Origin of the sequence: Actinoplanes missouriensis 431 (assembly GCF_000284295.1) — a bacterium.
GTDB lineage: Bacteria > Actinomycetota > Actinomycetes > Mycobacteriales > Micromonosporaceae > Actinoplanes > Actinoplanes missouriensis.
In genome coordinates, this window is sequence record NC_017093.1 from 3987467 (window position 1) to 4008270 (window position 20804).

The 20804-nt window shown below is 69.8% G+C and carries 21 protein-coding genes; 9 read left to right on the top strand and 12 right to left on the bottom strand.

Annotated features, from left to right (window positions below; genetic code table 11):
• Positions 1–82: 82 nt before the first annotated feature.
• The gene (locus tag AMIS_RS18700) at positions 83–1165 is read right to left on the bottom strand and encodes a CaiB/BaiF CoA transferase family protein (RefSeq protein WP_014443912.1); all 1083 of its coding nucleotides are present in this window, start codon (positions 1163–1165) and stop codon (positions 83–85) included.
• Positions 1155–2321, bottom strand: coding sequence for an acyl-CoA dehydrogenase family protein (locus AMIS_RS18705; protein ID WP_014443913.1), 1167 nt, complete (start codon positions 2319–2321; stop codon positions 1155–1157). The genes AMIS_RS18700 and AMIS_RS18705 overlap by 11 nt, the downstream gene beginning before the upstream one ends.
• 217 nt (positions 2322–2538) lie before the next feature.
• On the opposite strand from AMIS_RS18705, the gene AMIS_RS18710 reads away from it, so the two are divergent.
• Both AMIS_RS18710 and AMIS_RS18715 read left to right on the top strand, forming a co-directional pair.
• A complete protein-coding gene (locus tag AMIS_RS18710) occupies positions 2539–3147 on the top strand; it encodes a TetR/AcrR family transcriptional regulator (RefSeq protein ID WP_014443914.1) in 609 nt (202 codons plus the stop codon).
• Between the two features lie 75 nt (positions 3148–3222).
• On the top strand, positions 3223–5088 hold the full coding sequence (locus AMIS_RS18715) for an AMP-binding protein (RefSeq protein WP_014443915.1): 1866 nt from the start codon (positions 3223–3225) through the stop codon (positions 5086–5088).
• Positions 5089–5261: 173 nt separating this feature from the next.
• Here the strand turns inward: AMIS_RS18715 and AMIS_RS18720 are convergent, their stop codons facing one another.
• Entirely contained in the window at positions 5262–7103 is a 1842-nt protein-coding gene (locus AMIS_RS18720; protein WP_231859341.1) for an alkaline phosphatase family protein, read from the bottom strand.
• A 64-nt stretch (positions 7104–7167) separates the two neighbouring features.
• Between AMIS_RS18720 and AMIS_RS18725 the strand changes: the two genes are divergently transcribed.
• From AMIS_RS18725 to AMIS_RS18735, 3 genes are read left to right on the top strand one after another with little or no spacing between them, the layout of a single operon-like run.
• Positions 7168–8190, top strand: coding sequence for an LLM class flavin-dependent oxidoreductase (locus AMIS_RS18725; protein WP_014443917.1), 1023 nt, complete (start codon positions 7168–7170; stop codon positions 8188–8190).
• A complete protein-coding gene (locus tag AMIS_RS18730) occupies positions 8183–9460 on the top strand; it encodes an LLM class flavin-dependent oxidoreductase (protein ID WP_014443918.1) in 1278 nt (425 codons plus the stop codon). The genes AMIS_RS18725 and AMIS_RS18730 overlap by 8 nt, the downstream gene beginning before the upstream one ends.
• A gap of 6 nt (positions 9461–9466) precedes the next feature.
• Entirely contained in the window at positions 9467–10588 is a 1122-nt protein-coding gene (locus tag AMIS_RS18735; RefSeq protein ID WP_014443919.1) for an LLM class flavin-dependent oxidoreductase, read from the top strand.
• A gap of 19 nt (positions 10589–10607) precedes the next feature.
• Here the strand turns inward: AMIS_RS18735 and AMIS_RS18740 are convergent, their stop codons facing one another.
• Positions 10608–11549, bottom strand: a complete 942-nt coding sequence (locus AMIS_RS18740) for an NADP-dependent oxidoreductase (protein ID WP_014443920.1) — start codon at positions 11547–11549, stop codon at positions 10608–10610.
• A 104-nt stretch (positions 11550–11653) separates the two neighbouring features.
• Here AMIS_RS18740 and AMIS_RS18745 point away from each other — a divergent pair, with 104 nt between their 5' ends.
• Together AMIS_RS18745 and AMIS_RS18750 are read left to right on the top strand one after the other, a co-directional pair.
• On the top strand, positions 11654–12025 hold the full coding sequence (locus tag AMIS_RS18745; protein WP_014443921.1) for a winged helix-turn-helix transcriptional regulator: 372 nt from the start codon (positions 11654–11656) through the stop codon (positions 12023–12025).
• 55 nt (positions 12026–12080) lie between these two features.
• A complete protein-coding gene (locus AMIS_RS18750; protein WP_014443922.1) occupies positions 12081–13010 on the top strand; it encodes a LysR family transcriptional regulator in 930 nt (309 codons plus the stop codon).
• Positions 13011–13031: 21 nt separating this feature from the next.
• Here the strand turns inward: AMIS_RS18750 and AMIS_RS18755 are convergent, their stop codons facing one another.
• The 6 genes from AMIS_RS18755 to AMIS_RS18780 all read right to left on the bottom strand — a co-directional run bounded on the left by AMIS_RS18755 (position 13032) and on the right by AMIS_RS18780 (position 17989).
• The gene (locus AMIS_RS18755) at positions 13032–13727 is read right to left on the bottom strand and encodes a GNAT family N-acetyltransferase (RefSeq protein ID WP_014443923.1); all 696 of its coding nucleotides are present in this window, start codon (positions 13725–13727) and stop codon (positions 13032–13034) included.
• Positions 13724–14704, bottom strand: coding sequence for an ABC transporter substrate-binding protein (locus AMIS_RS18760; protein ID WP_014443924.1), 981 nt, complete (start codon positions 14702–14704; stop codon positions 13724–13726). Before AMIS_RS18760 ends, AMIS_RS18755 begins: the two co-directional genes overlap by 4 nt.
• 15 nt (positions 14705–14719) lie before the next feature.
• Positions 14720–15487: an amino acid ABC transporter ATP-binding protein gene (locus AMIS_RS18765; protein WP_041829892.1), complete on the bottom strand. Its 768-nt coding sequence runs from the start codon at positions 15485–15487 to the stop codon at positions 14720–14722.
• A gap of 134 nt (positions 15488–15621) precedes the next feature.
• On the bottom strand, positions 15622–16545 hold the full coding sequence (locus AMIS_RS18770; RefSeq protein WP_014443926.1) for an amino acid ABC transporter permease: 924 nt from the start codon (positions 16543–16545) through the stop codon (positions 15622–15624).
• A gap of 96 nt (positions 16546–16641) precedes the next feature.
• Entirely contained in the window at positions 16642–17694 is a 1053-nt protein-coding gene (locus tag AMIS_RS18775; RefSeq protein WP_014443927.1) for a hypothetical protein, read from the bottom strand.
• 73 nt (positions 17695–17767) lie between these two features.
• Positions 17768–17989, bottom strand: a complete 222-nt coding sequence (locus tag AMIS_RS18780) for a hypothetical protein (protein WP_014443928.1) — start codon at positions 17987–17989, stop codon at positions 17768–17770.
• A gap of 44 nt (positions 17990–18033) precedes the next feature.
• Between AMIS_RS18780 and AMIS_RS18785 the strand changes: the two genes are divergently transcribed.
• Positions 18034–18225 (top strand): hypothetical protein, encoded by a 192-nt coding sequence (locus AMIS_RS18785; protein ID WP_014443929.1) that lies wholly within the window; start codon positions 18034–18036, stop codon positions 18223–18225.
• A gap of 104 nt (positions 18226–18329) precedes the next feature.
• Entirely contained in the window at positions 18330–18716 is a 387-nt protein-coding gene (locus tag AMIS_RS18790) for a hypothetical protein (RefSeq protein WP_157434927.1), read from the top strand.
• Positions 18717–18829: 113 nt separating this feature from the next.
• On the opposite strand, the gene AMIS_RS18795 is transcribed toward AMIS_RS18790, so the two are convergent.
• Both AMIS_RS18795 and AMIS_RS18800 read right to left on the bottom strand, forming a co-directional pair.
• Positions 18830–19630: an SAM-dependent methyltransferase gene (locus AMIS_RS18795; protein ID WP_014443931.1), complete on the bottom strand. Its 801-nt coding sequence runs from the start codon at positions 19628–19630 to the stop codon at positions 18830–18832.
• Positions 19631–19727: 97 nt separating this feature from the next.
• On the bottom strand, positions 19728–20804 hold the full coding sequence (locus AMIS_RS18800; RefSeq protein ID WP_014443932.1) for a hypothetical protein: 1077 nt from the start codon (positions 20802–20804) through the stop codon (positions 19728–19730).

Genomic DNA, 20804 nt, shown 5'->3' on the forward strand with positions numbered 1-20804 from the left:
AGCCGGCGCAGGTTTCCCGTACACCTGGCTTGAGTTGATCTCGGCTTGGGCCAGGTGCGGCTATCGGTGGGCTGTCGGGCGGCTACTTCCAGCTGGTCAGCACCTCGGACACGGTGGTCTCCTGCGGCGCGCTCGGAACCGCCGCCGGCGTGCGGGCGAAACGCGGCGCCGGCGCGGGCTGGCGTACCCCGTTCACCTCCACGAACGTTCCGCGGATCGCGTTGTGCGGGTGCTCCGCCGCTTCGGCCGGGGTGAGCACCGGGCTCACGCAGGCGTCCAGCTCAGCGAAGACCGCTGCCCACTCGTCCCGGGTCCGCGTCGCGAACCGCTCGGTGAAGATCCGCCGCAGCTCCGGCCACTCGGACCGGTTCATCTGGGCCGGCAGATTCGCCTCGGCGAGTCCCAGCCCTTGCAGCAGAGCCGCGTAGAACTGCGGTTCCAGCGCGCCGACCGCGAGATAGCCGCCGTCCGACGCCCGATACGTGTCGTAGAACGGCGCCCCGCCGTCGAGCAGGTTCTCCCCGCGCCCGCCCCGCCACATGCCGCCCGCGATCATGCCGTGCAGGAACGTCATGAGCAGCGCCGACCCGTCCACCATCGCGGCGTCCACGACCTGACCCCGCTGAGAGCGCTCCCGTTCGTGCAGGGCGGCCAGGATGCCGACGGCCAGCAGCATGCCGCCACCGGCAAAATCGGCCAGCAGGTTGATCGGCGCGTGCGGGGGCTGCCCGGGCCTGCCCAACGGTTCGAGGGCGCCGGCGATGGCCAGGTAGTCGATGTCGTGTCCCGCGGCAGCGGCCAGCGGACCGGTCTGGCCCCAGCCGGTCATCCGCCCGTACACCAGTCGGGGGTTGAGCTCGAGGCAGGCGTCGGGGCCGAAGCCGAGACGCTCGGCGACCCCCGGCCGGTAGCCCTCGACCAGGACATCTGCCTGTGCGATGAGGCTGAGCAGCGCTTCGCGTCCCTCGTCGCTCTTGAGGTCGAGCGTGACGACGCGGCGGCTGCGCTGCAGCGGACCGGGCAGTCCGGTTCCGCCCGGGCGGTCGACCAGGACGACGTCGGCGCCGAGGTCGGCGAGGATCATGCAGCCGAACGGGCCGGGGGCGAGGCCGGCGAGTTCGACGACCTTGATTCCGTGCAATGGCCCTTCACGGTCAGAGGACACGCGCGATCAGCTCCCTCATGATCTCGTTCGTGCCGCCGTAGATCTTCTGGACCCGAGCGTCCGCATACATCTTGGCGATCGGGTACTCGGTGGTGTACCCGTAGCCGCCGAAAATCTGCAGGCAGCGGTCGACGACCTCGCACTGGCCCTCGGTGAGATAGAGCTTCGCCATGGCGGCGGTCGCCACGTCCAGCTCACCACGCCCGTGGCGCTGGATGCAGTCATCCAGAAAGATCCGAGATGCCCGGGTACGGGTGGCGCAGTCGGCCAGCACCATCCGGGTGTTCTGGTGACCCAGCAGCGGCTTGCCGAACGCGTGACGCTCCTTGGCGTACGCGGTCGCCAGCTCCACCGCACGCTGCATCGCGGCGACCGCGCCCACGGCGATGACCAGGCGCTCCTGGGGGAGCTGCTGCATCATCTGGATGAAGCCGAGGTTTTCCGCGCCGCCCAGCAGGTTGGCGGCCGGCACCCGCATCTCATCGAAGAACAGCTCTGCCGTGTCGTTGGAGTGCAGGCCGATCTTCTCGATCGTGCGGCCCCGGCGGAAGCCCTCCGGCTCGTTCCGCAGGTCGCAGATCAGCAGCGAGATGCCATGGGCTTTAGCGGACTGATCGGTCTTCACCGCCAGGACCAATAAGTCCGCCAGATACCCATTGGTGATGAAGGTTTTGGAGCCGGTGACCAGGTAGTCGTCGCCATTACGGACCGCACGGGTCCGTATCGCCTGCACGTCCGAACCGCCGTCCGGCTCGGTCATCCCGATGGCGCCGATCAGCTCGCCGCTGACCAGACCGGGCAGCCACTGCTGTTTCTGCTCGTCCGTCCCGTAATGCCTGATGTATCCCGTGACGATGCCGCTGTGCACGGCGATCCCGAGGCTACCCTCGCCGGCCAGAGTCTGTTCGTGCAACAGCACGGCTTCGTGGGTGAAGTCGCCGCCTCCGCCGCCGTACTGTTCCGGCACCGAGAGGCCGAGCAGGCCGAGCTCGCCGGCGCGCAGGTAGTGCTCGCGGTCCGGGTGGCCCTGCTTCTCGAGGCGGCCGGCATGCGGGACCACCTCCTTGGTGAAGAAGGTGCGGGCCAGCTCGGCAAGGTCATCGTGTTCCGGCTTGCGCCACGGCTCGGTGTAGCCGTCCAGTCCAGGCGTCGACATCGATACACTCTCGATCGCTATTGGCGATGTGTCAACAAGCGACGTATGAATTGTTCAGATTCATCTGCACACCCGATCAACCGTTGATTAATCACCTCGACGCGATCGTGTTGACTGATCAACCCATCGATGCAGCCAACATCGCAGGCCGCGATGAATCGACGTGACGCGGTGACGGTGCCAGGTGATGTGACCAGAGGTGACGTAGTGTCACGAGGTGCATGTCGAGGCGAGCCGCCGCCGGCGGATGGAACCGGACACCCGTCGAGGTGAGATTTTGACGGTCGCTGTCCGGTTGTTCGGGCGGCGTCCCTATTCGGACGTTTCGACAACAGATGTGGCTCGTGCGGCCGGAGTGGCCCGTGGTCTCGTCAACCACTATTTCGGGACGAAAAAGGACCTGTACCTCGAAGTCGTCCGCATCATGTTGACGGTGCCCGCCGTGGCACTGGAGCAGATTCCGCGGGACGAACCGCTTGAACAACGTGTTGACGCGATCGTCAACTGGTTCCTCGACGTCGTCTCCCGGCACAGCACGTCATGGCTTGCGGCTGTCAACGCCGGCGGCATGGCCGGTGATGCTCAAGTTGACGCAGTGATCGCTGAGGCCATCGATGTCGCTGCGGACGATGTGCTCGATGCGGTCGGACTGGGCGATGGGGCCAGTGAAGCCTTACGGGGCATGGCGCGGTCATACGTGGGGCTGGCGGTGTTCACGGGACGCGAGTGGCTGCAGCGCGGTGTGTTGAGCCGCGAACAGGTCCACGCGTTGCTGGCGACCACCCTGCTGACCTTGGTGGAACAGGTGTTCCCGCAAGCGCGCTGACGGACCGTGCAGTCCGGACCATCCGTTCCCGCGTGCGGACTGGACATCGCGGGTGGACCGGCGGAATGTCGGTGCATGGCGAACTATCGGGAGGCATACACCCGCAGCATCACCGATCCGGACGGTTTCTGGCGCGACGCGGCAAGCGCCATTGACTGGGAACGATCACCCGACAAGATCCTTGACGACACTGAGGCGCCGATCTTCCGGTGGTTCTCCGACGGGACGCTCAACACCTGCTGGAACGCTCTGGACCGGCATGTCGAGACGCGCGGGGACCAGCCTGCCCTCATCTACGACAGTCCGGTCACGACAGTGGTGCGCTCGTACACGTACCGGGAAATGCGCGACCAGGTGGCGCTCTTCGCCGGCGCCTTGCGCCGCATCGGGGTCGAGGCGGGCGATCGGGTCGTCATCTACATGGCGATGGTGCCGGAAGCGGTCGTCGCCATGCTGGCCTGTGCCCGGATCGGCGCGGTCCACTCTGTCGTGTTCGGTGGTTTCGGCGCCCGGGAACTGGCAGCCCGCATCGACGACGCGCGTCCGAAAGTGATCGTCGCATCGTCGGGCGGGATCGAAGCGGGAAGAATCGTCGCCTACCAGTCCATGCTGGATGCGGCGTGTGATGAGGCGACCCATGTCGCCGAGCGGCGGATCATCCTGCAGCGCCCGCAGGCGCCGTTCGACCTCAGGGACGGCGACCTCACCTGGGAGGACGCCCTCGACGGCGCGGAACCGGCCGGCTGCGTGCCGGTGCGCGCCACCGATCCGCTCTACATCCTCTACACCTCCGGCACCACCGGGCGCCCCAAGGGCGTGGTCCGCGACAACGGCGGCCACGCGGTGGCCCTGCGCTGGTCGATGGAGAACATCTTCGGCGTCCGCCCCGGCGACGTCTTCTGGGCCGCCTCGGACGTCGGCTGGGTGGTCGGGCACTCCTACATCGTCTATGCGCCGCTGCTCACCGGAGCCACCACGATCCTGTACGAGGGCAAACCCGTCGCCACCCCGGACGCCGGCGCGTTCTGGCGGGTCGCCGAACAGCACCGGGTGTCCGTGCTGTTCACCGCGCCGACCGCGATCCGGGCGATCCGCCGCGAGGACCCGGACGGCAGGCTGACGGCGGGGCGCGACCTGAGCGACCTGCGGCTGCTGTTCCTCGCGGGGGAGCGGCTGGACCCGCCGACGTACACCTGGGCGGGTGATCTTCTCGGCATCCCGGTGATCGACAACTGGTGGCAGACCGAGACCGGCTGGCCGATCGCGGCCAGCCCGCGCGGCATCGAGGAGCTGCCGACGCGGCCGGGCTCGCCGTCGGTGCCGATGCCCGGATATCGGGTACGGGTCGTTGACTCCACCGGCGCGGACGTGCCGGCCGGGCAGGAGGGCTCGATCGTGATCGGGTTGCCGCTGCCGCCCGGCTGCCTGCCGACGCTCTGGGGTGACGACGAGCGGTTCGTGCGTTCCTACCTGTCGACGTTCCAGGGCAACTATCTGACCGGCGACGGCGGCCGCTTTGACGACGACGGATATCTGTACGTGCTGGGCCGCACCGACGACGTGATCAACGTGGCGGGTCACCGGCTGTCGACGGGCTCGATGGAGGAGGTGCTGTCCGCGCATCCGGCGGTCGCGGAGTGTGCCGTGATCGGCGTCAGTGACCCGTTGAAGGGTCAGGTGCCCCGCGGCCTGGTCGTGGCGAAAGCCGGCGTGACAGTGGATCCGGCGGAGCTGGTCGCGTTCGTCCGGGAGCGGATCGGCGCGGTGGCCGCGTTGCGCCGGGTGGACGTCGTGACGGCGCTGCCGAAGACCCGCTCCGGCAAGATCCTGCGCGGCACGATGCGGGGGATCGCGGACGGGCGCGACGAGGCGGTCCCCTCCACGATCGAGAACCCGGACGTGCTGGACGCCTTGCGCCCGGTCCTGCGCCGTCAACATTGACGGGCCAATCAATATTGCCTGGGCATCAACCTTGCCGGCTCATCAACCTTGCCGGCTCATCAACCTTGCCGGCTCATCAACCTTGACGGCTCATCAACCTTGACGGGGCGTCAACGTTGAAGGGGCGGTGTGCGGCGCCGACGGTGACCGGGGAGCCGGCGCCGCACACCGGGTCAATGGGTGGAACCGTTCGGCCCGTACGCGGTGAAGAACTTGTCCCGGAAAGCGTTCATCGGCCACACCGGCGCGTCCGTCGCCGGCTTGAGCCCGTCGGTCCAGCCCCAGCTGTCGATCCGCTTGAGCACCGCCGGATCCTTGGCGACCACCGTGATCGGCACGTCATGGCTGGCGTTCTCACCGGAGATCACCTTGGACGGCTGATGATCACCGAGGAACACCAGCACGAGGTTGTCATCGCCGTACGTCTTGACCCAGTCAACAAGTGTCGTCAGCGTGTATTGAATTGACTTGCCGTACTCGGCGCGGACCTTCGACGTGCTGCCCCAGATGTCAGCCTTCTTCGTGCCGTTCGCGACGATCCCGTCATAGACCGACCCGTCGCCCACCTTCTCCCAGTCCATGAACGACGGGATCGGCGCCCACGGCGTATGACTGGACACCAGCGGCATCTCCACCATGAGCGGCTGCCGGCCGGGCTTCGCGTACTCCAGTTCGGTGAACTTCTTCAACGTGTACTGATCGGGCATCGGCGCCCAGCTGAACTTCGGCCCCTGGTATCCGAGGTTCCGGCTGTCCCAGACCCGGTTGTAGCCGTAGAACTTCCCCTCCGGCCAGGCCCGGGTCGCACCAGGCATCACGCTCACGGTGTCCCATTGGGCACCCCGGAACGCGCTGGTCAGCGTGAGCCGGTCACTCGCGGTCAGGTTCCGGTACCGGCTCTGGTTGTTGATCCACAGGCCGGAGAGCAGCGTCGAGTGGGCGAGCCAGCTGCCGCCGCCGAAGGTCGGTGACGTGAGCCAGCCGCTGCGCGCCGCGAAGCCGGCCGCGGTGAGCTGTGCGGTGCCGCTGTCCAGGACGGCGTCGACGCCGGGGGCCAGCTCGGGGGATTCGACAGCGTTGCGTCCGTAGCTCTCCACGAAGGTGAAGATGACGTCCTTGCCGGCCAGGCCGGTGAGCATCCGGTCGGCGGGGGTGTTCTTGAACGGGTCGTTCTTGATCTCTTTGGCGAAGGCGGCGCTGTTGGCGATGCCGGCCTTGGCCTGCCGGGCCCGGTCGTAGGCGTACGTCACGCTGCTGCGGGCCGCGATCGGCACCTTCGGGACGACCTGCACCCCCACCAGGAAGGCGGCGATCCAGGCGGCGGCGATACCGCTCGCGGTGTACGCGGAGATCCGCCGATGCCGCCCGATCAGCGACGTCACCCGCAGGACCGCCCAGGTGGTGAGGCTGAGCACGGCGATCGGCAGCAGCACGACGGCGGCGATCGCCCCGTACGCGGAGGCTTGGCCGTAGGAGTCGCGGATGAAGCCGTACGTGTCGTCGAAGAGGATCCAGTCGAGGACCGGGTCGAACGGGCGGTTGAGGATCTCGAACCAGCCCATGTCCAGGGATTTCTCGACGATCAGCCAGCCGAGGGCGAGGCCGGCGACGGTGGCGAGGATGCGGCGGGGGCGGCGTGGCACCGCGATCAGCAGCGCGATGCCGAGGGCGGCCTCGATCGGGATGCGGGCGAAGCCGCCGACGGTGAGCCGTTTGAGCACGTTCGGATAGACGAGTGCGGCGAAGACGATGACGCAGGCCAGGACGGTCAGGGCCAGCTGGAAACGCGGGTGGCCGAGCAGCCGACGTACCCGATGGGGCTCTTTCGGCGGCGAGGCCGCAGCTGAAAGATCCGAGGCCTCAGCTGAAAGATCCGAGGCAGGCGCTGAAAGATCCGAGGCGGGCGCGGTCTCCGAGGGGATCTCGGAGTCGGAAGCGGGCGGATCGGCGAGGTCTGTCGGCTGCACGTCATGGGGAACGGACAGCCCGCCGCGATGGTTCAAAACCGGTCTCACCCCTTGCGTATCTCCTAGTTTAGCTATAGGAATAATGGCCTACGGCGTAACTGGAGGTTCCCGCATGACACTGCAATTGGCTGTCGCCTTGGACGGGGACTCGTTCGCCGCCGCCGACTGGGTCGGCTGGGCGCGGCAGGCTGACGAGGCACTGCTCGACTTCGTGACCTTCGACGACCGGTTCGGGCGACGCGGGCCGGACGCCGTGCTGACCGCGGCCCGGGTCGCCCCGCTGACCCGCCACGTCGGGCTGGTCCCGGTCGCCACCACCACGCACACCGAGCCGTTTCACCTGTCCACGGCCCTGGCCACCCTCGACTACGCGAGCCGGGGCCGGGCCGGCTGGCAGGTGCGGATCTCCGGCGATCCGGCCGAGGCGGCGCTGCTCGGCCGGCGGCCGCCGCTCGGCGCCGACGAGCTGTTCGAGGAGGCCGTGGACGTGGTCGAGGTGGTGCGCCGGCTCTGGGACAGCTGGCAGGACGACGCGATCATCAAGGACGTCGCAACCGGGCGGTTCATCGACCGGGACCGGCTGCACTACATCGCGTTCGACGGCAGGTACTTCTCGGTGAAGGGCCCGTCGATCGTGCCGCGGCCGCCGCAGGGCCAGCCGGTGGTGGCCGCCCTCGCGCACGGCCCGGCGGCCTGGCAGTTCGCGGGCACGGCGGCCGATCTGGTGTTCATCACGCCGGCCGACGCCGGCGACGCCGCGAAGATCAAGTCCAGGCTGGACCCGGAACTGAAGGTGTTCGCGGACATCGCGGTGTTCTTCGGACCGGGCGCGGCGCCGTCCGACGCGGCCGTCTTCACCGGTACGGTGCCGCAGCTCGCTGACCTGATCGGCGCCTGGGCCGGGTCCGGCATCGACGGCATCCGTCTGCGGCCCGGCCTGCTCGGCCGTGACCTCGGCGAGATCACCCGGGAGCTGGTGCCGGAGTTGCGCCGCCGCAGCCTGTTCGCGCCGTCGGCCGCCGTTACCCTGCGCGAGCGTCTGGGCCTGCCGGTCGCGATCAACCGTTACGAGCGGCCCGCTGCCTCCGGCGGCGCCGAGGGCGCCCCGCGCCCGGAGGGAGTCCCCGTTGCCTAAGCAGATCATCCTCGCCGCGCACTTCCCGGGCGTGAACAACACGACGGTCTGGAGTGACAGCCGCTCCGGCAGCCAGATCGAGTTCGACTCCTTCGAACACCTGGCCCGGACCGCCGAGCGCGGCAGGTTCGACTTCTTCTTCCTCGCCGAGGGCCTCCGCCTGCGCGAGCAACGGGGGCTCATCCACGACCTGGACGTGGTCGGCCGGCCGGACACGCTGACGGTCCTGGCCGCCCTCGCCGCGGTCACCACCCACCTGGGCCTGGCCGGGACGCTGAACGCCACCTATCACGAGCCCTACGAGCTGGCCCGGCAGCTCGCCACCCTGGACCACCTGTCCGGCGGGCGAGCCGCGTGGAACGTGGTCACCTCGCCGGGGGCGTTCTTCGGGGAGAACTTCCGGCGCGGCGGGTTCCTCGACCATGCGGACCGGTACGTCCGGGCCGCCGAGTTCATCGAGGCCGCGCGGACGCTGTGGGACAGCGACGGCGGGGATTTCTCGATCACGTCGTCGCAGTTCGGCATCGCCGGCCGCTTCGGGGTCCCGCGCAGCCCGCAGGGGCACCCGGTCGTGCTCCAGGCCGGCGACTCCGAGGGCGGCCGCGAGCTGGCCGCCCGGCACGCCGACGCGATCTTCTCCCGGCACCATCAGCTGGAGGACGCGCGGGTCTTCTACCGCGACGTCAAGCAGCGGGTGATCAGACACGGTCGCGACCCCGACAGCCTGAAGATCATTCCGGGCGTCTCGTACGTGCTCGGGGACAGCGACGCCGACGCCCAGGAGAAGGCGCACCACATCCGCCGTCAGCAGGTCAGCCCGCAGACGGCCATCCTGCTGCTGGAGCAGCTCTGGAACCGGGACCTCTCCGGCTACGACGCGGACGGGCCGCTGCCCGAGATCGACCCGCGGCTGGACGAGGACGACACGATCATCAAGGGCCGGGCCGGCATGTACCCGGACCGGCTGGCGACCGCCGCCGAGTGGCGGGCGCTCGCCGAGGCCAAGAAGCTGTCGATCCGCGACCTGATCATCGAGGTGACCGGGCGGCAGAACTTCATCGGCACGCCCGCGCGGGTCGCCGAGCAGCTCGACGAGTACGTCCAGACCGGCGCCTGCGACGGCTTCATCCTGGTTCCGCATCTGACCCCGGCCGGCCTGGACGACTTCGTGGACCAGGTGGTCCCGCTGCTGCAGGAGCGCGGGGTCGTCCGGACCGAGTATTCCGGCGGCACCCTGCGCGACAACCTCGGCCTTGCGAAAGGACGGTAAGCCACCATGTCCGTTCCCCTCTCCGTCCTCGACCTGTCGCCGCTCGTCTCCGGGGACGACGGCCCCGCCGACGCCCTGCGCCGGACCCTCGACCTGGCCCGCAACGCCGAACAGTTCGGCTACCACCGGTACTGGGTCGCCGAGCACCACTTCACCCCCGGCGTCGCCAGCTCCCAGCCGGCGCTGTTGCTCGGCCAGATCGCGGCCGTCACCGACAACATCCGCCTCGGCTCCGGCGCGGTGCAGACCGGCCACCAGACCGCACTGACCATCGTGGAGCAGTTCGGTCTGCTCGACGCCCTCTACCCGGGCCGCTTCGACCTCGGCATCGGCCGCTCCGGCCAGGCCAAGAACGAGGTGCTGCGGGAGGAGGCGAAGCACGCCGAGCCGCAGGAGGAACGGATCGTCGACGGCCTGCTCATCCCGAAGCCGTTCTCCTGGGCCCCGATCTTCGCCTCCCAGCGGACCGCCCTCGCATCGAGCCTGCTCACCCTGCCCGGAGCGTCGTCACTGCCGCTGAACGAGGTCCTCGACCAGATCGTCGCGCTGCTCGCCGGACCGGTCGGCGACGGCGAGGGCAACGAGGTGACCGCGGTGCCCGGCGCCGGCGCCGACCTCGAGGTGTGGCTGCTCGGCTCCAGCGGCGGCGAGAGCGCCCGGACGGCCGGCGCCCGGGGACTGCCGTTCGCCGCGAACTATCACGTCGCACCGGCCAAGGTCCTCGAGGCCGCTGACGCGTACCGGGAGAGCTTTGTGCCCTCGGCGACGCTGAGCGCGCCGCGCCTGATGGTCTCGGCCGACGTCCTGGTCGCGGAGGACGACGAGACGGCGCGGCGCCTGGCGGCGCCGTTCGCCAGGTGGGTGCACAGCATCCGGACCGGGTTCGGCGCGGTGCCGTTCCCCAGCATCGAGGAGGCCGACGGGTACGCCTGGACGGCCGAAGCCCGTGCGCTGGTGGCCGACCGGGTCGACACGCAGTTCGTCGGCTCGCCGCAGACGGTAGCCGAACGGCTGCGCACCCTGCAGCGGGTGACCGGCGCCGACGAACTGCTGATCACGACGATCGCCCACCGGCACGCCGATCGGGTCCGCTCCTACGAGCTGCTGGCCAAGGAGTGGCACGGCTAGACTCTGTTTCCAGGAAGGCTTAGACGGTCAGCACGATCTTCCCGCGGGTCCGGCCGGTCTCCAGCGCCCGGTGCGCCTCACCGGCCCGGTCCAGCGGAAAGACCTCGGCCACCTCGACCCGCACCACACCGGCGTCGATCAGCCGGCCGATCTCGGCGAGAGCCGGGCCGTCCGACTCCACCAGGAACGGGATCGCCGACTTCCCGGACCGTCCCGCCGCCTCGACGATGCTGCCCGCCACCCCGGACGGCACCGCGATCAGCAGACCGCCGGGCGTCAGGGTCTCCAGCGACCGCAGCCCGGTCTCCTCGTCGCCGACCAGGTCGATCACGAGATCCACGTCGCGGACGGCGTCCTCGAACCGCACGGCGGTGTAGTCCACCACCTCGTCGGCGCCGATCGACCGCAGCCACGCGTGCTTCCCGGACCGGGCGGTCCCGATCACGTGGGCGCCGAGGTGCTTGGCGAACTGCACCGCGAAGTGCCCCACCCCGCCGGCCGCGGCGTGGATGAGCACGCGCTGACCGGGCTTGACCGTGGTGGCGGCGGTCAGCGCCTGCCACGCCGTCAGCGCCGCGAGCGGCACCGCCGCGGACGCCTCATGACTGATCGACAGCGGTCGCCGAGCGAAGTGACGTGACGGCGCCGTCACGTATTCGGCGTAGCCGCCGGCTTGCCGCGGGAACCACGGCATCCCGTAGACCTCGTCGCCCGGCTTCAGCGTGTGCACGCCGAATCCGACAGCCTCGACGACGCCCGACACGTCCCAGCCCAGGATGAACGGCGGCTCCCCGAGCACGCCCGCCATTCCACCGCCCTCGCGCGTCTTCACGTCGACCGGGTTGAGGCCCGCCGCGACGACGCGGACGAGGACCTCGGTGGGCAGTGGCTCCGGCCGTGGCACCTCGGCCACCTGGAGAACCTCGGCGCCGCCGAACCGCTGCTGGGTGATCGCTCGCATGACAGTGAACCTCTCTCTCGTGACAACGCGCTGAAGCTATCCCCGAGGTGGTAGTTACCCGCAAGAGCTACTACTATCCGAAGGGAAGTAAGGAGCTCACGACCATGCCGACCGCCTGTGCCACCGGTCATCACGACCACCATGACGTCTACGCCCAGCTGTGCCCCTGCCGGCACCTGCTCGACCTGATCGCCAACAAGTGGACCACCCTCGCGGTCGGCGCCCTGGAGGACGGGCCGCAGCGCTTCGGCGTCCTGCAGCGCACGCTCGAGGGCGTCAGCCCGAAAGTGCTCACCCAGACGCTGCGCCGCATGGAGGAGGCCGGCCTGGTCACCAGGACGGTCTACCCGGCGGTGCCGCTGCACGTGGAGTACGAGCTGACCGAGGTCGGTCACAGCCTCAACGTGCCGTTGCGAGCCTTGCGCCACTGGGCCGAGAACCATCTCGACGAGACCCGGGTCGTTTCCCCCGGATGATTGACGGATCCGGATCCTGCCCGGCTGCCGGGCCGGACCACGCCACCATCAGCGTGTGGAGTTACGGCAGCTGAGCTACGTGGAGGCGGTGGCCCGTTACGGCGGGTTCACCCGGGCGGCCGAACGACTGCACGTCGCCCAGTCCGCGGTGTCCGCCCAGATCAAGGCCCTGGAGGCGGAGCTCGGGCTGGCGCTGTTCGCCCGTACCACCCGGCGGGTGGCGCTGACCCCGGCGGGGGAGCTGTTCGTGGCGCGGGCGCGGCGCGTCCTCGCCGAACTCGACGGCGCGCGGACCGAGATCCACGAGATCACGTCGGTGGTGCACGGCCGGGTCAGCATCGGGGCGACGGCGGCGCTCGGACCGTACGATCTGCCGCAGGCCCTGACCCGCTTCCGTGACCGCTTCCCCGGGATCGCGGTGCGCCTGCGCAGCGGCCTGGTGACCGGCCTGCTCGGCGCGCTCGACGAGGGTGAGCTGGACCTGGTGGTCGGCCCGGTGCACGCCGATCTCCCGCCGCGGTTCGACGCGCTGCCGCTCGCCGACGAACACCTGCTGCTCGCCCTCCCGATCGGCCACGCGCTGTCCCGCGCCGGCCGGCTGACGCTGGGCGAGGCGCGCGACGAGCCGTTCGTCAGCCTGCCGCCGGGCAGCGGGCTGCGCTGGATCCTGGAGGACGCGGCCCGCTCGGCGGGTTTCACGCCCCGGGTCGAGTTCGAGACCGCGAGCCCGGCCGGCATCCGCGATCTCGTGGCGGCCGGACTCGGCGTGGGATTGTTGTCGAAATCGGTCGCCGAGGCGCCGGGGCCGGCCATCACGATCCGCAGCCTGCACCCGGCGCCCGTTCATCCGCCGATCGGCGTGATGCACTCCCGGGACCGGCCGCTGAGCCCGGCCGCCCAGTCCTGCCGGCACCATCTCGTCGAGGTGGCGGGCCTCCAGCCCGACCCGTCGCACCGCCCCGACCCCACCGAAGAGCCTCTGTGACCCGGTCCGTCCCGGGCCTTCTCAGCTCAGCCGGCGGTACGCCGTGAAATCCGTCTGCTTCCGCAGCTCGAATCCGATCGACTCATACAGCCGGATCGCCGTGACGTTGGCCGCCGACGTGTGCAGGAACGGCGTCTCCCCGCGCTCCCGGATCCCGGCCGCCACCGCCCGGACCAGCCGCGTCGCCAGCCCCCGGCCCCGATGAGCCGGATCCGTGCAGACCGCGCTGATCTCCGTCCATCCGGCCGGGTGCAGGCGCTCCCCGGCCATCGCGATCAACGCGCCCGCGGGGGAACGCAGCCCCAGATAGGCGCCCAGCTCCACGGTCCGCCGCAGATAGGGCCCGGGCCGGGTCCGCTCGATCAGATCGAGGATCTCCGGCACGTCCCCGGCGCCGAGCCGGTACGCGTCCGGCGACGGCGACGCCCGCAGCGCCACGTCGACCAGCTGGACACCGGGAATGCTCCCGGCGACCTCCCAGCCCCGGTACGCGACCCCGCCCGCCCCGGCGATCGTCACCGCCGCACCCGGCTCGACCAGCGCGGTCAGGTCGTCCCACGCCTGCGGATCCGCCGGATCGGCGAGCGCGTGGAAGGGCGCGACGTCGGACTGGTAGCGCGCCGCCTGCCCGTGGAGCACCGCGAACCGTGCGTGCGCTCCGGCAAGCGACGACCACGCCGGGTTGTCCAGGACGGACGCGACGACCGCGCCCGTCACTTGCCCTCGATCGGCAGGCCGGGTGGGTTCACCTCAGCGGCGGTGACACCCTCGTTCGTGAGGTTCCACCGCTGAAGGATCTTCGTGTAGTCCCCGGACGCGATCAGCTTGTCGAGCGCCGCCGCGTACGCCTTGACCAGCCCGTTGTCCTTCTTGGTGGTCAACGCGATGAGCCCTTGCAGGCCGGCGCCCGCGCCGGAGTAGGTGCCGACGATCTCGGTCTGCCCGGTGGTCGCGACGTGGTAGGCAGCCGACGGGTTCGGGCCCAGGTAGAGGTCGATCTGCCCCGAGCCGAGCGCCAGATAGGTCGCCTGGTTGGTCTGGTAGTACTTGATCTCCACCGGCGCGAGGCCCGCCTTCTTCACCTCGTCCGCCCACTCGACCAGGATCTTCTCCTGATTGGTCCCGGAGCCGACCGCGACCTTCTTGCCGGCGATGTCGGCGGGCTTCGTGACGGTCAGCCCGGAGCCCTTCTTGGCGAGCCAGCCCAGGTCGTCCTTGCGGTAGCTGACGAAGTCGTACTTGAGTTTGCGCTCCTCGGTGACCGTGATGTTGGAGGCGCCGAGCTGGTACTTGCCCGAGTCCAGGCCGATGAACAGGTTCTCCCAGGAGGTGTTCTCCAGGACCGGTTCCAGGCCGAGGGTGCTGGCGATCGCGACCGCGATGTCCGGCTCGTTGCCGATCAGCGTCTTGTTGTCCGAGGCGGCGAACGCGAGCGGCGGGAATCCGGAGCCGGCCGCGCCGACGCCGATCACCAGCTTGCCGCTCTTCGCGACGTCGGGTGGCAGCAGCGCAGCGGCCGCGTCGTCCTTGGGTGGCGTGATCCGGTTCTGCTCCGGGCTGTCGTTGAACGTGACGGTGGTCGCGGCCGAGGCGTCACCGGCCGCGGGAACCACGGCCTGCTCCTCCTCGGGCGCGGCGCAGGCGGCAAGGCTCAAGGTCACAGCGGCAAGAGCCAAGACCCATCTGGTACGCATGAAAGAGCTCCGTTCTCAGGAAAGGACCTTGGACAGGAATGCCCGGGTCCGGTCGTGCCGTGGGTTGTCGAGTACCTGCGCGGGTGGTCCCTGCTCGACGATCTGGCCCTCGTCCATGAAGATCACGTTGTCGGCCGCCTCCCGGGCGAAGCCGATCTCGTGAGTCACCACGATCATCGTGGTGCCGGCACGGGCCAGGTCGCGCAGCACGTCGAGGACTTCGCCGACGAGCTCCGGGTCGAGCGCGGACGTCGGCTCGTCGAAGAGGATCAGCTGGGGTTCCAGGGCGAGGGCGCGCGCGATCGCCACCCGCTGCTGTTGACCGCCGGAGAGCTGCCGAGGGTATGCGTCCGACTTGTCGGACAGGCCCACTCGATCGAGCAGCTCACGGCTCCGCTCGTACACCAGGGATTTGGGTCTGCCCTGTGCGGAGACGGGCGCCTCGGCGACGTTCTCGAGCGCGGTCAGATGCGGGAAGAGGTTGAAGTTCTGAAAGACGAAGCCGATCCCGGCCCGCTGCTTGAGGATCTGGCGTTCGCTCAGTTCGTGAAGCTTGCTGCCCGACTGGCGATACCCGATCAACTCGCCGCCGACCCGGACGAGTCCACGATCGACTTTCTCAAGATGATTGATCGAGCGCAGCAACGTTGACTTGCCGGATCCGGACGGCCCGAGGATGACGGTGACGGTCCCGGCAAGTGCAGTCAGGTCAACACCACGCAACACGTGCAGTGAGCCGAACGACTTGTGAACACCGGTCACTTCAACAACGGGTCTGCTCAACCCGTCAACGCGACTCAACCCGTCAACGCGACTCGACACGTCAACGCGACTCGACACGTCAACGCGACTCGACACGTCAACGCGACTCAATCCGTCAACATGCGCGTCGGGGCTGGTCAGCTTGTCGATGTTGGTCATCGGGACAGCACCGCCTTGAGCCGCTGGAACGGGGTGGGCGGGAGCGTTCGCACGGCGCCTCGGGCGAAGTAGCGCTCGGTGTAGTACTGCAGGATCGACAGGGCGGCCGTGAGGATCACGTACCAGACCGTGGCGACCATGAGCAGCGGCACGACACGGCCGCTGCGTCCGTAGATGACCTGGACTTGATAGAACAGCTCGCCGATCGCCAGGACGTACACGATTGACGTGCTTTTCAACAGGTTGACCAGGAGGTTCGCGGCGTTGGGGAGGATCGCGCGCATCGCCTGCGGGACCACGATCGTGAAGAACTGGCGGCGCTTCGGGATGCCCAGCGCGGCGGCGGCCTCGTGCTGACCCTGATCGACCGAGAGCAGGCCGGCCCGGATGATCTCGCCGGCGAAGGCGGCCTCGTGCAGGGCCAATCCCAGCAGCGCCGCGCCGAACGGGCTGATCAGGTCGGCCGTGGCGAACGACCAGCCCGGCCCGAACGGGATGCCGATCTGCAGCCGGTCGTAGAGGTACCCGAGGTTCGCCCAGAACAGCAGCTGCACGAGCAGCGGCACGCTGCGGAACACCCAGATGTAACCCCAGCTGACCGTGGAGAGCACCGGATTCTTCGACAGCCGCATCGCCGCGAGCGGAATGCCGCCGAGGAAACCGAGGATCGCGCCGGCGACGGTCAGCTGCAGCGTGACCAGCAGCGCCTCCATCACCGACTTCTCCAGGAAGTATCCGGCGAAGGTGCTCCAGTCCCAGCCGGGGTTGGTGGCCAGGCCGTGCACGAACTGGGCGAGCAGCACGACAACCAGTGCGGTGCCGGCCCACCGCCACCGGTGGCGGGCCGGCACCACGGTCAGGATGTCGTCGTCGGCCGGTGGGCCGGCGTTCTTGGGCTGGATGGGAGTCAGGACACTCACGAGGACCTCCGTGGTTCAGTGCCGCAACGCTAAGCAGCGCCGGGCATTACCCACAAGTCCTACCGGGTGTATATGTTTAAAGAGGTGGTTACACGGTCACGCCTTCTTCACGACCACCTTCGTGCCGGAGGCCTTCACCGTGTACGCCGTGGTCTTCCGGGTCCACGGATTCGTCGCCTGCACCTTGACGCCACCGGTGACGTTGCTGACCTTGACGGCCACCGCGGCGGACCGGTTGTGGGCGGTGACGTTCTTGCGGATCACCGTACGCAGGGCGGTGACCTTGACCTTCTTGCCCTTGGCGGCCTTGCGGGCGGCGGTCGCGCCGGAATTCGCCACGGTGCGCACCACGGCGTCCATGCTCAGGTACGCCACACCCGTCGCCAGCGCCGCCGAGCCGATCGTCGCCGACGCGGCCGGCAGTGTCACCGCCTGCGGCCCGTACGCGTAGGCGAGCGTCACCTCGGACGCCCCGTCCTCGCCCTCCAACTCGGCGTGCGCCCCGGTCAGCGCCCCGGTGGCGTCGACGTTGAGCGTGACGAACGCGCCCTCCTGGTCGACCGCCGTGTAGTCGGCCGTCCCGTCGGCGTGGGCGACCCGGGTGGCCGCGTCGGTGAACTCGGCGGCCACGCTCTGCGGGCTCTGCGCGTTCTCCGCCACGTGCGCGGCCAGCGTCAGTTTCGGGTCAGCGGTGAACGCGTACTTCACCGCCGTCCGTTTCATCATCTTCAGCGCGGCCACCTGCTCGGGGTCGCCGACCGACTCGTAGACGCCCCGGCCGGCGGCGGCGAACGTGGTCACCGACCCGTACCCGGCGGTGGTGAACGTGTCGGTGAAAAGGCCCTTGATCGGGTCGACCACGGTGGTCGACGTGCCGCTGAACGAGCCGATCGTGCCCGGGGCGTCGACCGCGTACTTCTGGTCGGCCCGCCATCCGCCCGCGCCGGCCGTGGTGGAGGCTGCAGCCACCTGCTTCATGGCCGCGGCCATCTCGGCGGCGCTCAACGTCGTGGTCGTGTCGGCGGCGCCCGAAGCCGTGGCGGCGACCGGGGACTGCGGAGACGCGTGCGCGGCGCTCGGGGCCACGATCAGGCCGGCGGCGACCGAGGCGGCGGCGAGCAGGACGGCGGGCCGGGTGAGAACGGGCATGCGGCAACCTCGGGCGTCGACGGGTTCAGGCGCCGCAGTGATCGGCTGCCGAGCGGGCGAGGTGAGGGATTCGTCAGAAGCCGCCGCCGGTGAAGCCGGAGTCACCTCCGCCCCGGGTGTCGTCGGTGTTCATGATGTTCCGGGCCCAGGTGTCGTCCGGGCGTTTCCCGCCGCGGGTCGGCGGCGGGGTGCCCGGTGCCCGGCGGCTGCGGCGCAGATCGCGGGCGAACAGCAGGATGATCACGAGAATCGTCACGATGGCCGCGGCCAGGGCGGCCCAGAGAAGCCACTGCACGCCCTCGACGGTAGAAACCGTCCGCCACGGGTAATCAGCTGATCATGAGCGATCTCAACCCTGACAACTTTGCCGAGTTCACCACGCAGGACGGGCCGGGTTCGCCGGAGAGCGACGAGGAGCGACTCAGCCCTCCGCCGGAGCAGGAGGCGCACGGCGGCAGCATGGCGCCGGGTCTGGTCGACGACACCGGCGCCCGTACCGCCGAGGACTTCCCGGGCGAACGCGACCTGTAGGACCGTCTCGGGAGGGGAGCCGGGCTGCGACGTGCGGGCGGACGACATCGGGACCGCGCCTCGCCCCGGCCCTCCTTCTCGACACGGGGCCCGATCCTGCGTTCGTGTCGGGCGGCCACCCCAGAAGATCGATCATCCCCGAATCGGCTGCCGTTGATGAGGGTATGGCAGGCTTCATGGGCTTCATGGGGTGGATCAATCTGGTCATGTCACTGATCGGCGCGTGCTCGTTGTGCCTCGGCATCCGGGCGTTGGCCACGGGCAAGCTGCCGCGACGGCTGTCGGAGCAGTACAGAGACCCCGTCGCCGGGGGCAGGTACCTGGTCGGCTTCGGACTGTTCTGCCTGTTGCAGGTCGTCGGCTACCTCGGGGTCGAGTTCGGTCTCTTCGGCAGCCTCGTCCGAGGGGCGATCGTCGTGCTGGCCTTCGTCCTCGCCGCCGTCACGGTCCTTCTCCACCGGCGCCGTCGCGATGTGACATCGAGGCCGTGACACGCCAGGCAGGCGGATGCCCTGTTGCGCGCTGACGGGCCGGGCGCCACGCCGGCCGGTCGACGGCCGCCGGTGCCGGCCGTCGACGTCGCGCCGTGGCTACGCCCGGATGTTCACCGCTTGCGGCCGACCGCGCCGTACTCGTCGACGGCGCGTGCCTCGTCGCCGGTGGCGCCCGCGTCCGGGCGCCACTCGGCGCACGGCACCAGACCCGGCTCGAGCACCTCCAGGCCCTCCAGGAAGCGGCTGATCTGGTCCGGGTGGCGCAGGTTGTAGCTGAGCGGCGCGTTCGCGTTCCACACCCCGATGGCTTCCTCGAACGCCGGCCCGTCGATCACGTTGGTGCCGTCCGCGGTGACCAGGTAGCTGCCGGAGGGGAGCCCGTCGAGCAGCGCGCGGACGATCGAGACTGCCTGGTCCAGGTCGGGCACGTGTCCGAGAATGTTCATCAGGATCAGGCCGACCGGCTGGTCCAGGTCGAGGGTGCCGCGGGCCGCCTCGAGGATCGCGCGCGGGTCGTGGAGGCTGGCGTCGACGTACTCGGTGCGGCCCTCGGCCGTGCCGGTCAGCAGGGCCCGCGCGTGGACGAGGACCAGCGGGTCGTTGTCCACGTAGACGATCTTGCAGTCGGCGGCGGCGGCCTGCGCCACCTGGTGGGTGTTCTCCGCGGTCGGCATGCCGGTGCCGATGTCCAGGAACTGCTTGACGCCCTTGTCGGTGACCAGGTGGGTGACGGCCCGCTTCAGGAACGCCCGGGACTGCCGGGCCACCACCGCGATGTCCGGGTACAGGTTCGCGAAGTCGTCACCGACCTGCCGGTCCACCTGGTAGTTGTCCTTGCCGCCCAGCCAGTAGTTCCACACCCGTGCGGAGTGCGGGACTGAGGTGTCGAGCTTGGCGTCGTTGTCGGTCATCTCCGGCTCCCTGGACGTCGGTGACGCAGAGCATAGCCGGGTCCGATAAGGACAGTGGTGCCAGTCGGTCTACCGGGGGAGAACGACCGCCTAGGCCCTACACCTCCGCGGTGAGGAGATCTTCGAGTACGGAGAGACCGCGCTGCTCCGCGGTGGCCCACGGGCTCAGTCCCGTCCCGAGATCACCGAGCGCCTCCTCGATCCGCTGCTCGTCCCGGTCGGCGAGGGCCTCCACGAGCAGTAGGGTCCGTTCGCGCGCCGTCCCCGCGTACCCCCGCCGCAGCTCGCCGATCGCCCGGCGCAAGCCGGCCCCGGCCTCCGGTTCGGCGGCGACCAGCGCGGCCAGGAAGAACCGCCCGATCTCCACCTCGGCGTCCCACCGGCGTAGCAGCCGGGGGAGACCCGCCATGACGGCCTGCCGGGCCGCGACCGCGTCCGGGGACTCCTCGAGCGGCCGTCCGAAGGCGTGCTCGCGGTCGGCGGTCGAGCAGAGGTACCGCCGCCCGACCGTGGAGATCATGAAAAGGTCGAGATAGACCCAGGCGCGGGCCTGGTCGCCGAGACGCTCGTCGAGGGCCAGGGCGACGAAGTCCGGCACCGTCCCGGCGGTGTGGGCGTAGACCGTGCCCTGATGCATGGCCGCGTTGAACAGCTCGCCGAGCAGGTCGCCGGAGTCGGCCGGCTCGTCGTCGTCCTCCTCCCACGGCTCGTCGTCACCGGCCAGCGCCTCCATGATCGCTGCCAGCTCGGCCGCCTCGTCCGGCGTCTCCCGGTAGGCGAGCGGCGCCGGCGGTACGACGGTGGGGCCCGGCGGGACGACGGCCGGTCGCCGGCGGGCGGCCTCGTCGGCGCTGAGCTCGTGCACCAGTCCTTCGCGGTTGAAGAACCGGGACAGACCCTCGATCTTGCCGCCGCCCGGACCGGCCGTCACGCCGCCGTGGTGGCGGGCGATCTGACGGACCGCGGCCGTCTCGGCGCCGGCGGGGGCCGGCTCGGTGGTGACCACGCTGTAGACGTCCCACCAGCCGGCGAACTCGGGCCGATGGGTGTCGGTGCTGAAGTGCCCGACGGCGCGGACCGCGACCAGCCAGTGCCCGCGGTCCGCCAGCTGGTCGGCCACCGCGCGGGCGGCGGACTCGGTGGGCAGGGTCAGCGAGTACGAGGAGACCATCAT

Coding starts and splice junctions, on each gene's coding strand:
- AMIS_RS18785 (WP_014443929.1), top strand. CDS start 18,034: ATGAGCGATCTCAACCCTGACAACTTTGCCGAGTTCACCACGCAGGAC.
- AMIS_RS18725 (WP_014443917.1), top strand. CDS start 7,168: ATGACACTGCAATTGGCTGTCGCCTTGGACGGGGACTCGTTCGCCGCC.
- AMIS_RS18705 (WP_014443913.1), bottom strand. CDS start 2,321: ATGTCGACGCCTGGACTGGACGGCTACACCGAGCCGTGGCGCAAGCCG.
- AMIS_RS18760 (WP_014443924.1), bottom strand. CDS start 14,704: ATGCGTACCAGATGGGTCTTGGCTCTTGCCGCTGTGACCTTGAGCCTT.
- AMIS_RS18745 (WP_014443921.1), top strand. CDS start 11,654: ATGCCGACCGCCTGTGCCACCGGTCATCACGACCACCATGACGTCTAC.
- AMIS_RS18775 (WP_014443927.1), bottom strand. CDS start 17,694: ATGCCCGTTCTCACCCGGCCCGCCGTCCTGCTCGCCGCCGCCTCGGTC.
- AMIS_RS18740 (WP_014443920.1), bottom strand. CDS start 11,549: ATGCGAGCGATCACCCAGCAGCGGTTCGGCGGCGCCGAGGTTCTCCAG.
- AMIS_RS18715 (WP_014443915.1), top strand. CDS start 3,223: ATGGCGAACTATCGGGAGGCATACACCCGCAGCATCACCGATCCGGAC.
- AMIS_RS18800 (WP_014443932.1), bottom strand. CDS start 20,804: ATGATGGTCTCCTCGTACTCGCTGACCCTGCCCACCGAGTCCGCCGCC.
- AMIS_RS18735 (WP_014443919.1), top strand. CDS start 9,467: ATGTCCGTTCCCCTCTCCGTCCTCGACCTGTCGCCGCTCGTCTCCGGG.
- AMIS_RS18795 (WP_014443931.1), bottom strand. CDS start 19,630: ATGACCGACAACGACGCCAAGCTCGACACCTCAGTCCCGCACTCCGCA.